15 protein-coding genes are annotated in these 13,253 nt (G+C 70.1%); all 15 read right to left on the minus strand.

Translation table 11 applies throughout. From position 1 onward, the window contains the following. Positions 1-17: 17 nt before the first annotated feature. The 15 genes from A4X17_RS19350 to rplQ all read right to left on the minus strand — a co-directional run bounded on the left by A4X17_RS19350 (position 18) and on the right by rplQ (position 13,209). Positions 18-704 (minus strand): DUF4190 domain-containing protein, encoded by a 687-nt coding sequence (locus A4X17_RS19350; RefSeq protein ID WP_157583572.1) that lies wholly within the window; start codon positions 702-704, stop codon positions 18-20. Between the two features lie 94 nt (positions 705-798). After that, positions 799-1,857 (minus strand): tRNA (adenosine(37)-N6)-threonylcarbamoyltransferase complex transferase subunit TsaD, encoded by a 1,059-nt coding sequence (tsaD, locus tag A4X17_RS16110; protein WP_064296675.1) that lies wholly within the window; start codon positions 1,855-1,857, stop codon positions 799-801. Then, positions 1,854-2,390 carry a ribosomal protein S18-alanine N-acetyltransferase gene (gene rimI, locus A4X17_RS16115; protein ID WP_064296676.1) on the minus strand — a complete coding sequence of 179 codons (537 nt, stop codon included), beginning with the start codon at positions 2,388-2,390 and terminating at the stop codon, positions 1,854-1,856. Before rimI ends, tsaD begins: the two co-directional genes overlap by 4 nt. After that, positions 2,387-3,016, minus strand: coding sequence for a tRNA (adenosine(37)-N6)-threonylcarbamoyltransferase complex dimerization subunit type 1 TsaB (gene tsaB, locus A4X17_RS16120; protein ID WP_064296677.1), 630 nt, complete (start codon positions 3,014-3,016; stop codon positions 2,387-2,389). Before tsaB ends, rimI begins: the two co-directional genes overlap by 4 nt. Positions 3,017-3,026: 10 nt before the next feature. Then, positions 3,027-3,527, minus strand: a complete 501-nt coding sequence (gene tsaE, locus A4X17_RS16125) for a tRNA (adenosine(37)-N6)-threonylcarbamoyltransferase complex ATPase subunit type 1 TsaE (RefSeq protein ID WP_064296678.1) — start codon at positions 3,525-3,527, stop codon at positions 3,027-3,029. Beyond that, positions 3,524-4,684, minus strand: a complete 1,161-nt coding sequence (gene alr / locus A4X17_RS16130) for an alanine racemase (protein ID WP_064296679.1) — start codon at positions 4,682-4,684, stop codon at positions 3,524-3,526. The genes tsaE and alr overlap by 4 nt, the downstream gene beginning before the upstream one ends. Further along, the gene (locus A4X17_RS16135; protein ID WP_064296680.1) at positions 4,681-5,037 is read right to left on the minus strand and encodes a holo-ACP synthase; all 357 of its coding nucleotides are present in this window, start codon (positions 5,035-5,037) and stop codon (positions 4,681-4,683) included. The genes alr and A4X17_RS16135 overlap by 4 nt, the downstream gene beginning before the upstream one ends. A 74-nt stretch (positions 5,038-5,111) precedes the next feature. After that, the gene (glmS, locus tag A4X17_RS16140) at positions 5,112-6,959 is read right to left on the minus strand and encodes a glutamine--fructose-6-phosphate transaminase (isomerizing) (protein ID WP_064296748.1); all 1,848 of its coding nucleotides are present in this window, start codon (positions 6,957-6,959) and stop codon (positions 5,112-5,114) included. Between the two features lie 126 nt (positions 6,960-7,085). Beyond that, on the minus strand, positions 7,086-8,039 hold the full coding sequence (coaA, locus tag A4X17_RS16145; RefSeq protein WP_064296681.1) for a type I pantothenate kinase: 954 nt from the start codon (positions 8,037-8,039) through the stop codon (positions 7,086-7,088). A gap of 46 nt (positions 8,040-8,085) precedes the next feature. Further along, positions 8,086-9,447, minus strand: a complete 1,362-nt coding sequence (gene glmM, locus A4X17_RS16150; RefSeq protein WP_064296682.1) for a phosphoglucosamine mutase — start codon at positions 9,445-9,447, stop codon at positions 8,086-8,088. A 25-nt stretch (positions 9,448-9,472) separates the two neighbouring features. Continuing rightward, positions 9,473-9,958, minus strand: coding sequence for a 30S ribosomal protein S9 (rpsI, locus tag A4X17_RS16155; protein WP_064296683.1), 486 nt, complete (start codon positions 9,956-9,958; stop codon positions 9,473-9,475). Between the two features lie 28 nt (positions 9,959-9,986). Beyond that, the gene (rplM, locus tag A4X17_RS16160; RefSeq protein ID WP_064296684.1) at positions 9,987-10,433 is read right to left on the minus strand and encodes a 50S ribosomal protein L13; all 447 of its coding nucleotides are present in this window, start codon (positions 10,431-10,433) and stop codon (positions 9,987-9,989) included. Between the two features lie 176 nt (positions 10,434-10,609). Then, positions 10,610-11,554 carry a tRNA pseudouridine(38-40) synthase TruA gene (gene truA, locus A4X17_RS16165; RefSeq protein ID WP_064296685.1) on the minus strand — a complete coding sequence of 315 codons (945 nt, stop codon included), beginning with the start codon at positions 11,552-11,554 and terminating at the stop codon, positions 10,610-10,612. After that, complete coding sequence (locus A4X17_RS16170) at positions 11,544-12,557, minus strand: GNAT family N-acetyltransferase (RefSeq protein ID WP_064296686.1); 1,014 nt, start codon at positions 12,555-12,557, stop codon at positions 11,544-11,546. The genes truA and A4X17_RS16170 overlap by 11 nt, the downstream gene beginning before the upstream one ends. A 94-nt stretch (positions 12,558-12,651) precedes the next feature. Next, the gene (gene rplQ, locus A4X17_RS16175) at positions 12,652-13,209 is read right to left on the minus strand and encodes a 50S ribosomal protein L17 (protein WP_064296687.1); all 558 of its coding nucleotides are present in this window, start codon (positions 13,207-13,209) and stop codon (positions 12,652-12,654) included. Positions 13,210-13,253: the final 44 nt, after the last annotated feature.

The raw sequence follows: 13,253 nt of genomic DNA on the forward strand, positions 1-13,253 counted from the left end.
CAGCGCCCCGAGGCGGATCAGGTCGAGACGTACCCGATGATCACGACGACGCTGTAGGCGAGCCAGCCGACGGAGCAGGCGAGGCCGACGAACCCGGTCACGAGGCCCGTGAGGGCGCGGCCTCGGCCCTGCGGCTCGCGACGCCTGGCTCCGAATCCGAGGACGATGGCCGCGATCGACAGGGGGAAGCCCCAACCGACGAAGACCGACACGACGAGACCGACGAGACCGGTGATGAGCGACCAGGTGCTCCGTGAGGTCCCGGTCGACGCGGCAGGGCTCTGCGTCTGCGACTGCTGGTACGCGGCGTAGCCGCCCTGGCTCGGTGCCTGGTAGACCGCCGTCGGCACCGTCTGGAGATAGGTCGCGTGATCGCCCTGCCAACCCGCCGGTGGAGGGGAGGCCTGGCCCTGGGGCTGGTACGGCTGCTGAGGTTGGTAGGGCTGCTGCTGGCCCTGGGGCTGGTACGGCTGCTGGGGCGCGTACGGCTGCTGCTGGCCCTGCGGCGCGACTGCCTGCTGGGAGGGCTGCGGCGGCTGGTACGGCGACCAGGGCTGCTGGGCCTGCGGCTGGTGAGGAGGCTGCTGCCCCCACTGCTGCTGCGGCTGCCCGGTGGGCTGCTCGGCCTGCGGCGGGCGCGACTGCCCGTCCACTGCACCGTCCTGGTGCTGAGGTCGTCCGTCGGGGTGCTCGTGCTGATCCATCGCCGCTCCTTCGATCCGTGACCGGGTACCGGCCCATCCTATGCGCCGACGTCCGCGCACCCGGTCGACGGCCGGGAGACGGCTGGTCGAGCGGTCAGTACACCTGGATCTCGGTGACCGGCAGGGTCGAGTCGGCGCCGAAGTCGAGCGAGGACGGCTCGTGCCCGGCGGAGATGAGCTGCGCGGCGAGTGCGGCGATCATCGCACCGTTGTCGGTGCAGAGCTGCAACGGCGGGATGCGGAGTTCGATCCCGGCCGAGGTGGTGCGTTCGGCGGCCACCTCGCGGAGCCGCGCGTTCGCGATGACGCCGCCCCCCAGCAGCAGGCGGGGCACGCCGAGCTCGGTGCACGCTCTGACCGCCTTCGAGACGAGCACGTCGACGACGGCCTCGCGGAAACTGGCGGCGACGTCCGCGACGGGGACCGGCTCCCCCGCGTCCTGCTTCGCCTCGACCCAGCGTGCCACGGCCGTCTTCAGGCCGGAGAAGGAGAAGTCGTAGCGATGCCGCTCCATGTCCTTCGGCAGGCTGAGTCCGCGGGGGAAGCGGATCGCCTTCGGGTCGCCGCCGACGGCCGCACGGTCGATCTGCGGCCCGCCCGGGTAGGGCAGGCCCAGAATGCGCGCGACCTTGTCGAAGGCCTCGCCCGCCGCATCGTCGATGGTCTCGCCGAGCAGTTCGACGTCCGACACGAGGTCCCGCACGAGGAGCAGCGAGGTGTGCCCGCCGGACACGAGCAGGGCGATCGTCGGGTACTCGATCGTCCCGTCTTCGGAGTCGAGGACGTCCGCGCCGACATGACCGACGAGGTGGTTCACGGCGTACAGCGGTTTGCCGAGGGACACGGCGAGCGCCTTCGCTGCGCCGACGCCGACCATGAGTGCGCCGGACAGGCCGGGGCCACTCGTCACCGCGACGGCGTCGAGGTCGGCCAGGGCGACGCCGGCCTCGGCGAGCGCCGCCGTGAGCGTCGGCTCGAGCGCCTCGAGGTGGGCACGTGCGGCGACCTCCGGGACGACCCCGCCGTACCGCGCGTGCTCGTCCATGCTCGAGGCGATGGTGTTCGCCAGCAGGTGGTGCCCGCGGACGATGCCGATCCCGGTCTCGTCGCAGCTCGTCTCGATGCCGAGGACGAGCGGTTCTGCTCGGTTCACGCGATGCTCCCGGGGTGCTGGTCGGTCTGGTCGAGCGGGGACTGGCCGTGGGCGGGCATGGGCGGCCTCGGCTGGACCGTGAGTCGCATGACGATGGCGTCGACGTCGTCCGGCTGGTAGTAGCCGGGGCGGATGCCGAGTTCCTCGAAGCCGAGACTCCGGTACAGCGTGATCGCAACGGGGTTGTCGGCCCTGACCTCGAGGAAGACCTGGGTGACGTCCTGCTGCCTGGCCTGCTCGATGAGCGCCTGCATGAGGAGTCGTCCGAGTCCTCGTCCTCTGGCGTGCCCGGCGACGGCGATGGTCTGGATGTCGGCGTCGTCGGACCGGGACGGTGCGAAGAGTCCGCCGTAGCCGGCGAGTGTCGCGCCGTCGGCGTCGACCTCCGTCGCGACGAGGTAGTACCCGTGCGGCGACGACAGTTCGGCGCGCATCATGTCCGCCGACCAGGCGTCGTTCACGAAGACGGTGTGCTCGAGCTCCATGATCGCGTCGAGGTCGGCGACACCCGCGCGGCGCAGCGACCAGCTCACGCCGTCACCCGCTTGGCGCCCGCGGACATCGTGACGTCGGGCGAGCGGAGGTACAACGGCTCCTCCCCCGCGAATCCGCCATCGGTGGCGAGGAGTGCGGAGGCGACCTGCCCCAACGCCCCGGCGGGGACGACGAGCGCGTCGAGGCGCACGGATGCGGTGGTCGGGAGGTCGTCGGGTTTCGCGAGGGCCGGCCCCTGGACGCGGACCGGGAGGCCGGCTGCGTCGAGTCCGGCGTAGCTCGTCCAGTAGCGTTCGCGACGGCGGGCGTCGGTGACCACGAGGAGTGTGGCATCGGGCGCGGCGGACCCGGAACGGTAGGCGTCGAGCGCGATCGCATCGTGGCTCACCACGGGGTGCACCGGGAGGCTTGCGCCGATCCCGAAGCTGCGGGCCGCGGCGATCCCGATCCGGAGTCCGGTGAACGGCCCAGGGCCCATGCCCGCGACCAGCCCGGTCAGCGCGGCGACCTCGATCCCGGCGTCGTCGAGGCATCCGGCGATGAGCGTCCCGATGACTTCGGCATGCCGCATCGGGTCGTCGGAGGACCGTTCGGCCAACACCTCGCCACCCAGGGTGACGACGGCGACGCTCGAACCCGCGGATGTATCGATCGCCAACAGCACGTCGTCCAGCCTACCCGGCGTCGATGGCGGGGTGCCGCGAGAGCGTGAGGGTCCGGCGCTCGATCGGCTCCTCGCCGGCATCGTCCGTCGCGGGTTCGTCGCCGGCTCCGGTCGGACGCTCGATGACGAGCTCGAACCACGTGGGGACCACGCCGTCGAGCAATCCGGCCCCCCACTCGACGACGACGACGGATCGGGCGAAGTCGATGTCGAGGTCGTCGAGTTCGAGAGCCGAGCCGAGCCGGTAGGCGTCCACGTGGACGAGCGGCGGACCACCGACGAGGCTCGGGTGCGTCCTGGCGAGCACGAAGGTGGGGCTGGTGACGGGGCCGCGGACCCCGAGGCCCTCGCCGATGCCTCGCGTGAGCGTCGTCTTGCCCGCTCCGAGCGGCCCGGTCAGGACGAGAAGCTGCCCGGCGCGCAATGCGGCGCCGAGCCGGACGCCGTAGGCATGCATCTCCTCGGGCGTCGCCACGTCGACGGTGCCCGGGGTGAGGACGTGATCGGTCATGGCCGCTCCCTGGTCGTCCGGACTACGCGCGGTCCGATCCGGGTGACGAGTTCGTAGTTGATGGTGCCGGCAGCCTCCGCCCACTCCTCGACGCGCGGCGCGCCGGACGCCGGATCGCCGAAGAGCACGGCGTCGTCGCCCACGGCGACCGCGTCGTCACCGACGTCGACGACGAACTGGTCCATCGCGATCCGCCCGCACACCCGGTAGCGGCGTCCGTTGATGACGACCGGACCGGCGTTCGAGGCGCTCCGCGGCACACCGTCGGCGTATCCGAGCGGGATGAGGGCGAGCGTCGTCGCCGTGCTGGTCCGGTAGCTGTAGTCGTAGGACACCCCGGCACCCGGTTCGACCCGACGCACGGCGGCGACCGTCGCCCGGAGGGTCATGACGGGCCTGAGGCCGAAGGCGTCGGCCGAGCGGTCGACGTCGTCGGTGGGTTCGAAGGGCGAGAGGCCGTACACCGCGAGTCCGAGGCGGACGGCGTCGAAGCGGAGGGAGGGCTCGCCGAGCGCTGCCGCCGATGCGGCGAGGTGCAGACTCCGCGGCGTGAGACCGGCCTCCGCGGCGAGGGCGACACCGCGTTCGAAGCGGACAGCGGCGGCCCGGTCGTCGGCGGTGGAGGTGTTGGAGACGTGCGAGAACAGCCCGTCGACCCGGACGAGCCCCGCAGCCTCAGCGGCTGCGGCGGCTCGGAAGAGCTCCGGCCAGTCGGCCTCGGCCGCACCGTTCCGGCTGAGTCCGGTCTCCAGTTTGAACTGGACGACCGGCACGACGGACGGCCGATCCCGAGCGGCCTCGATCACGCGCTCGAGCTGCGCCACCGACGACAGACCGAGGTCGATCCCGGCATCGAGTGCGGCGCCGAACGCAACCTGCGGGCCGTGCAGCCAGGCGAGGATCGGTGCCGTGATCCCGGCGGCACGCAGCGCGACGCCCTCCATGATGTCGGCGACTCCCAGGCGATCGGCCCCGGCCTCGATCGCCGCGCGGGCGATCGCCTCGGCACCGTGCCCGTAGGCGTCGGCCTTGACGACGACGATGAGTTCACCGACGCCCGTCAGCTCGCGCAGGCGACGGACGTTGTGGCGCAGGGCGTCGAGGTCGATGATCGCCTCGCGGGTCGGGCGCTCGTCGACCTCGGACACGGGCGTCATCCTTCCCGCTCCGCGACGACGAACGCGACGGCGACCCCGGCGTCGTGCGTCATGGTCAGGTGCATGCTCGTGATCCCCCGCTCGGCCACCACACCCGCCGTGACGCCGGACAGCGCGAAATCGGGCTTCCCCTCCGGGCCGTTCACGATCGCCATCTCCTGCCACCGGATACCGTCCGAGGAACCCAGTGCCTTGATGAGCGCCTCCTTGGCGGCGAACCGTCCGGCGAGGGACCGCAGCGGGAGGTCGCGTTCCGACGGGACGAAGAGCCTGGCCAGCAGGTTCGGGGTGCGCGTGATCGCCCGTTCGAACCGTGCGAGGTCGACCAGGTCCACCCCGATGCCGATGATCATCCCTCTACTCTACGGCCGTCGTGTGCGGCCTGGAGGCTCGCTCGACGGGCCACCTCGGACCCCGCGGACCGTCCCTACTCGACCGTGACGGACTTCGCGAGGTTGCGCGGCTGGTCGACGTCGAGGCCCTTCGCCGTCGCGAGCTCCATCGCGAAGATGTGCAGCGGGATGACGGCGAGCAGGGGCTCGAACAGCGGACCGGCGAGCGGGATCGGGATGACCTCGTCGGCCGAGGGCAGGACGGCGGCGTCGCCCTGCTCCGCGATCGCGATGACCCGGGCACCGCGTGCACGGATCTCCTCGATGGTCGAGATGACCTTCGGGTGCAGGATCGCCGAGCCACGTGGGCTCGGGACGACGACGAAGACGGGCTGGCCCGGCTCGATGAGGGCGATCGGGCCGTGCTTGAGCTCGCCACCGGCGAAGCCTTCAGCGTGGATGTACGCGAGCTCCTTGAGCTTCAGCGCGCCCTCGAGCGCGATCGGGTACCCCACATGGCGTCCGAGGAAGAGCACGGCCCGGGAGTCGGCCATCCAGTGCGCGAGCTGCGCGATCTTCTCGGAGGCCCCGAGGATGCTGGCGATCTTGTCGGGCACGCCCTGCAGCTCCTCGACCTGCGACGCCAGGAACGCCGGCGTCTGCGTGCCGCGCACCCGCGCGAGGTGCAGCCCGAACAGGTACAGCGCCGTGATCTGGGCGGTGAACGCCTTCGTGGACGCGACCGCGACCTCGGGCCCCGCGTGGGTGTACACCACGGCGTCCGACTCACGCGCGATCGTGGCGCCCTGCGTGTTGCAGATCGACAGCGTCTTCGCGCCGGACTCGCTCGCGAAACGCACCGCCATGAGCGTGTCCATGGTCTCGCCCGACTGGCTCACCGAGATGACGAGCGTGCGCGCGTCGATGACCGGGTCGCGGTAGCGGAACTCGTGGCTGAGCTCCACGGTGACCGGGATCCCGGCCCAGCGCTCGATCGCGTAGGTGCCGACCGTGCCGGCGTAGGCGGCGGTGCCACACGCGATGATCACGATGCGGTCGATGTCGAGGAAGAGCTCGTCGAGTCCGGCGAGTTCGGGGATGACGACCTGGCCGCCCTCGACCCGCCCGCGGATCGTGTTCGCGACCGCGTCGGGCTCCTCGCTGATCTCCTTCGCCATGAAGCTCGACCAGCCGCCCTTGTCGGCCGCCGAAGCGTCCCACTGGATCTCGAACGGCTCGGTCACCACGTGGTTGCCGGAGAAGTCGGTGACCGTCACGTCGTCGGGCGTGATGACGACCATCTGGTCTTGGCCGATCGCGACCGCGCGCTGGGTGTACTGCACGAACGCGGCGACGTCCGACCCGAGGAAGTTCTCGCCGTCGCCGAGCCCGATGACGAGCGGCGAGTTCCGACGCGCGCCGATGACGACGCCGGGCAGGTCCTGGTGCATGGCGAGCAGCGTGAAGGCGCCGTCCAGGCGAGCGACGACGCGGCGGAAGGCCTCGGTGAGGTCGCCGGTGGAACGGTACTCGCGGCCGATGAGCACGGCGGCGATCTCGGTGTCGGTGTCGCTCTCGAAGGTGAAGCCGTCCGCGAGGAGTTCCGCTCGCAGCTCGGCGAAGTTCTCGATGATGCCGTTGTGGATGAGCGCGAGGCGCCCTTCGTCGCCGAGGTGCGGGTGCGCGTTGCGGTCCGTCGGTCCACCGTGGGTCGCCCAACGGGTGTGACCGATACCGGTCGAGCCCGGCGCGATGGGGTTCGCGGCGAGGTCCTCGGTGAGGACGGCCAGCTTCCCGGCGCGCTTCCGGGTGTTCAGTGAGCCCGTCGCGTCGAGCACGGCGATCCCGGCGGAGTCGTACCCCCGGTACTCGAGCCGCTTGAGTCCGCCCATGAGGACGTCCACCGTCTTGTCGTTCCCGACGTACCCTACGATTCCACACATGTAGAGCAGCATAATCGCGCGATTTTGCGAGGATCCTGCACCAACCTCGAGGCGCCGACGCTCAGCGTGGGAGCAGGACGATGCTGCCGGGATCCAGCGGTTGCCGGGCCTTTCCCCTGCCGCTGCTCAGAGCTTGCGGAGCAGCACCGAGGACACCGTGTGATCGGAGTCCTTCCGCAGCACGAGCTTCGCGCGTGACCGGGTCGGGCGGATGTTGTCGATGAGGTTCGGTTCGTTGATGGAGCGCCAGAACCCGCGTGCCTGATCGGCCGCCTCCTCGTCGGAGAGCTCGGCGAACACGTTGAAGAAGGAGTTCGGGTTCGAGAACGCGCCCCGCTTGAGCGCCATGAAGCGGTCGACGTACCAGGACTCGATGTCGCGCGTCCGTGCGTCGACGTAGATGCTGAAGTCGAACAAGTCGCTGATCGCGAGTCCGCTGGCCGTCGCGGCCGGTTGCAGCACGTTCAAGCCCTCGACGATCAGGACGTCGGGGCGCCGGACGACGACCTGCGCCGTCGGGATGATGTCGTAGCGCAGATGCGAGTAGAACGGTGCCCGCACCTCGGCGGCGCCGCTCTTCACGGCGGTGATGAACCGCAGGAGCGCCCGGCGGTCGTACGACTCGGGGAAGCCCTTGCGATCCATGATGCCGCGCCGCTGGAGTTCCTCGTTCGGATAGAGGAAGCCGTCGGTCGTCACGAGCTCGACGTGCGGGGTGTCCGGCCAGCGCGACAGCAGTTCGCGCAGCAGCCGCGCGATCGTCGACTTGCCGACGGCGACGGAACCCGCCACGCCGATCACGAACGGCGTCCGGAGCGCCTGGTCGCCGAGGAACCGGCTCGTCGCGCGGCCGAGGTCCTGGGTGCCCTTCGCGTAGAGGCTCAACAGTCGGCTGAGCGGCACATAGACCTCTTCGACCTCACGCATGTCGAGACGGTCGCCGAGGCCACGGATCTGCACGACCTCGGTCTCGCTGAGCGGTGTGGCCGTCTCCGGAGCGAGTCGCGCCCATTCGGCACGGTCGATCTCCACGTAGGGCGTCGGCTGCCCGGAGGCACCACCCGTCGTCGTCGAAGTCATGCGATCACTCTTCCACAGCTGAGGTGCCGACCCGCCGCCGGACGACTCAGATGGCGAGTCGTTCGCGGACGACGTCGGCGAGGCGGTGCGCCAGGCGGTCAGCGGTCGGCTGGTCGGCCGCCTCGACCATGACGCGGACGAGCTGCTCGGTGCCGGACGGCCGCAACAGCACGCGTCCGTCGTCTCCGAGCTCTGCTTCGGCAGCCTGTACGGCAGCATCGACGACCTCGTCGCCGACGAGGCGCGTGCGGTCGACACCCGTGACGTTGACGAGGATCTGCGGATACACCTGCATCACCGCGGCGAGCTCCGCGAGCGTCTTCCCGGTGCGCGCCATCTCGGCCACGATGTGCAGGCCGGTGAGGATGCCGTCGCCGGTGGTCGCGTAGTCGGCCATGATGACGTGACCCGACTGCTCGCCGCCGAGCGAATAGGCGTTCGCGTTCATCGCCTCGAGGACGTAGCGGTCGCCGACCCCGGTCTGGACGACGTTGATGCCGTGCTCGCGCATCGCGACGTGCAGGCCGAGGTTGCTCATCACCGTGGCGACGAGCGTGTCGTCCTTGAGCCTGCCTCGCTCCTGCATCGAGACCGCGAGGATGGCCATGATCTGGTCGCCGTCGACGACCTTGCCCGCAGCGTCGACCGCGAGGCAGCGGTCGGCGTCGCCGTCGTGTGCGATGCCGAGGTCGGCACCGTGCTCGAGGACCGCCTTGGACAGGAGGTCGAGGTGCGTGGAGCCGACGCCGTCGTTGATGTTCATGCCGTCGGGGTCGTTGCCGATGATCGTGACCTTGGCCCCGGCGTCGCGGAAGGTCTCCGGCGACACTCCCGCCGCCGCGCCGTGCGCGCAGTCGAGGACGACATGGATGCCGTCCAGGCGGTTCGGGAGACTGCCGAGCAGGTGGAGGACGTAGCGGTCCTCGGCGTCGGCGAAGCGGATGATCCGGCCGACATCGGCGCCGGTCGGGCTGAGCTTGGGGCGGTCGAGGTACTCCTCGATCCGGCGTTCCACCGCGTCGGGCAGCTTCGTGCCGCCGCGGGCGAAGATCTTGATCCCGTTGTCGGGCGCAGGGTTGTGCGAGGCGGAGATCATCACGCCGAAGTCGGCGTCGATGTCGGCGATGAGGAACGCCGTCGCGGGCGTGGGCAGCACGCCGGCCTCGAGCACGTCGACGCCCGAGGACGCCAGGCCCGCCGCGACGGCGGCGGACAGGAACTCGCCGGAGATGCGCGGGTCGCGTGCGAGCACGGCGACCGGGCGCTTCCCGGCGGCACGGCGGGCCTCAGCACTACGGCCTTGCCCAAGCACCACTGCGGTGGCTTGGGCAAGGCCGAGAGCGAGGTCTGCCGTCAGGTCGGCGTTCGCGAGTCCGCGTACGCCGTCGGTACCAAACAGCTGAGGCATCGAGCTTCGCTTGTCCTGAGAGCGCTTAGCGCTTCGAGAACTGCGGAGCCTTACGGGCCTTCTTGAGTCCGGCCTTCTTGCGCTCCTTGACGCGAGCGTCACGGGAGAGGAAGCCGGCCTTCTTCAGGGTGGCGCGGTTGTTCTCCTCGTCGATCTGGTTCAGCGAGCGAGCGATGCCGAGGCGCAGCGCGCCGGCCTGGCCCGAGGGGCCACCACCGGAGATGCGTGCGATGACGTCGTAGCCGCCGGCCAGGTCGAGGACGGTGAACGGGTCGTTGATGAGCTGCTGGTGCAGCTTGTTCGGGAAGTAGTCCTCGAGCGTGCGGCCGTTGACCGTGATGGTGCCGCTGCCGGGGACGAGACGCACGCGGGCGATGGCCTGCTTGCGACGGCCGACGGCTGCGCCGGGGACGCTCAGCACGGCGCGAGGCGCGGTGACTGCTGCTTCAGGAGCCGACTCGGTGGAGTAGCTCTGCGGGGTCTCTTCGATGGAATCTGCGATGTTCGCCACTGTGTAATCCTTTTTTCTTGTCCGGTGCTTACTGGGCGACCTGGTCGAGCGTGAACGGCTTGGGCTGCTGAGCGGCGTGCGGGTGCTCGCTGCCCGTGTAGACCTTGAGCTTCTTCAGCTGGTCGCGGCCAAGCGTGTTCTTCGGCAGCATGCCGCGGATCGCCTTCTCGACGGCGCGGATCGGGTTCTTCTCGAGGAGCTCGGCGTAGGTGACGGCCGAGAGCCCGCCCGGGTAACCGGAGTGGCGGTAGGCCTTCTTCTGCAGGAGCTTGGCGCCGGTGAGGGCCACCTTGTCGGCGTTGATGATGATGACGAAGTCGCCACCGTCCATGTGGGGGGAGAAGGTCGTCTTGTGCTTGCCGCGCAGGAGCGCTGCAGCGTGGCTGGCCAGGCGGCCGAGGACCACGTCGGTGGCGTCGATGACGACCCAGTCGTGCGTGATCTCACTGGCCTTCGGGGAATACGTGCGCGTCACAATAGTGCTGCTTTCTGGTCGGAGTTGGTCGTTCGTGAATCCCGCTCCTGTTGGGTGTTCCGAACGGAACGCCCGAGGTGGAGGGCTCAACTTCGGGTACCGCACCGCAGAAGGCGCAGGCACCAACGGGAGAGTCTACGCGACGACGTCCCGGCGGTCAATTCCCGCCGGGAACCTCACTCGGCGCTCGTTTCCACGTGCTCGTGGCTCCGCCGCTGGCGGGTCTCGGCGGCCCGCGCGTGCAGCAGCCCGGGCTCGGGATACCCGACCTCGACGAGGGTGAGCCCGCGCGCCGGCATCACCCGGAAGTCGATCTCGCGCCGCCCACCGTCGCGGAGCCGGACGACTTCGTCGAGCGACATGCGCCCCTCACCCACGGCGACGCAGGCACCGACGAGCGCCCGCACCATGCTGTGGCAGAACGCGTCGGCGGTGAGGCTCGCTACGAGCACGCCGGCTTCGTCCCGCTCCCAGCTGAAGGACTGCAGGGTCCGGATGGTCGTCGCGCGCGGCCTCGGTTTGCAGTACGCCTGGAAGTCGTGGAGCCCCACGAGCGAGGTGGCTGCCCGGTGGAGCAGCTCGACGTCGAGCGACGTCGTCGTCCAGCTCGTCGTCCGCCGGAGGATCGGGTCCTTCCGGACGTCGGCGTCCGCGAGGCGGTAGCGGTAGTGACGCCAGACCGCAGAGAATCGCGCGTCGAAGCCCTCCGGCGCCGGTTCCGCCGTGTGGATCACGACGTCGCGGTCCATCCCGAGCACGCCGTTCAATCGACGTGCCAGGAGGGAGCTCGCGGTCTCGTTCCGCGGCGTACCGTCGTGGTACTCGGCGTGGCGCCCCTGCAATCGGGTGATCTTCGCGAGCTGTGGCTCGGTGAGGTCGAGGTGCGCCACCTGACCGGCCGCGTGCACTCCGGCGTCCGTCCGTCCGGCCACCACGAACCGTGGCATCGGCGGGACGGCCTTGCCGAGCACGCGGTAGAGCGCCTCCTCCAGGACCCCCTCGACCGTCCGGAGCCCCGGTTGCTTCGCCCATCCGGCGAAGTCCGTGCCGTCGTACGCGATGGCGAGCCGGAACCGCTGGGTCGGGAGGACGTCCGCTGGCGCGACCTGCTCAGCGCTCACGGACGTACGCCAGATCACGCGTCGTCGCGACGAAGCCCTGTCGTTCGTACAGCCCGAGTGCACCCGTGGGGCTGGCCGTGTCGACCTCCAGCGTCGCCCGCTCGAGGCCGGCTGCCTGGATCCGACGAAGCGCCGTGGCGAGCAGTGCCGGTGCGAGTCGTCGGCCACGCCAGTCGCGCACGGTCCCGACGAGGGCGATGTACGCGCTGGTGAACCCTTGCGCGGACCAGCTGTCCTCGTCCACCTCGACCAGCGTGAAGCCGACGACCCGTCCGACGTCGTCGATCGCCACCACCGAGAGGTCGGCTCGGAAGTGGGACCCGCCGACGAACTGCTCCCACATCGCCGGGACCGTCTCCAGGCTGCCCCAGTGATCCCGGAACGAGTCGTTCCGAGCCTCTCTCGTGCGTTCGGCCACGTCCGGGTGGTAGGCCTCGAGCCGGACACCGTCGGGCACGTCGATCTCGTCGACGGGCGCGGAGAGATCGCGTTCCATGATCGTGAAGTACCGCGCCACGGCGAAGCCGAACCGCTCCAACAGCCGAGCCGCCCCCGGGTTCCGTTCGTCGACGTAGGCACGGGACGAAGCCGGGGCGTCAGTCTCCACGGAAGCCAGCTGCTGCTCGGACCGTTCCATCGACCACGCGAGCAACGCTCGGCCGATCCCCCGCTCACGCCATGCGGGATGCACGCCGCCGAAGACGTACGAATACACGGACACGTCTCGTGACGGCGACAGGATCACCATCGCGTAGGCGACCAGCGTGCCGTCGGCTGCGATCGCCAGCAGGCTGTCCGCAGCCATGTCGATCCACGCGTGGTCGAACTGGTCCGCGATCTCGTCGCGGCTCGTCACCCGGTGGGGGTTGTCGAACGGATCCATGGCGCGGCACAGCGCCACGATGTCGTCGATGTCCGCGCGGACCGCCGGACGCCACTGGTCGACGTCGGGGTGCTGTGGCAGGGCCGGCTGGCCGGCCGGAACGGCGGGAGTGGTACTCATGTCTCCAGCCTAGGACACCGTCGCAGCGCCGCCAGGAACGACGGAACCCCGCTCTCCAGGTGGAGAGCGGGGTTCCGTTCGTGTGTCGCTGAACCTACTTGGCGTCCTTCGCGGGAGCCTCGTCGGTGGTCTCGCCGGCGTCGACGGACTCGCCGTCGGTCTCGGTCGCCTCGACGGCTTCCGTCGCCTCTGCGTCGGCCTCGACCTCGGCGGGGGTCTCCTCGGCCGGAGCCTCGTCGACCGGCGCTGCGGCGTGCTTCGCGGACTGCTTGGCCGGCTTCGCCTTCGGCGTGACGGGCTCGAGGACGAGCTCGATCACGGCCATCGGAGCGTTGTCGCCCTTGCGGTAACCGGTCTTGATGATGCGCGTGTAGCCACCCTGACGGTCGGCGACGAGGGGCGCGATCTCCGTGAAGAGCTCGTGGACGACGCTCTTGTCGGTGATGGTCGCGAGCACCCGACGGCGGGCGTGCAGGTCGCCGCGCTTTGCGAAGGTGATCAGGCGCTCAGCGAGCGGACGCAGGCGCTTCGCCTTGGTCTCGGTGGTCTGGATGCGCTTGTGGGTGAACAGCGCAGCAGCGAGGTTGGCGAGCAGGAGACGCTCGTGGGCAGGTCCGCCTCCGAGGCGGGGTCCCTTGGTGGGAGTAGGCATTCTTGTCTCTCTTCAGGTTGGAAAGTCGTCAGGTGGATCGCGTG

The organism is Plantibacter sp. H53 (assembly GCF_001650455.1).
In the GTDB taxonomy this organism is placed as follows: Bacteria; Actinomycetota; Actinomycetes; order Actinomycetales; family Microbacteriaceae; genus Plantibacter; species Plantibacter flavus_A.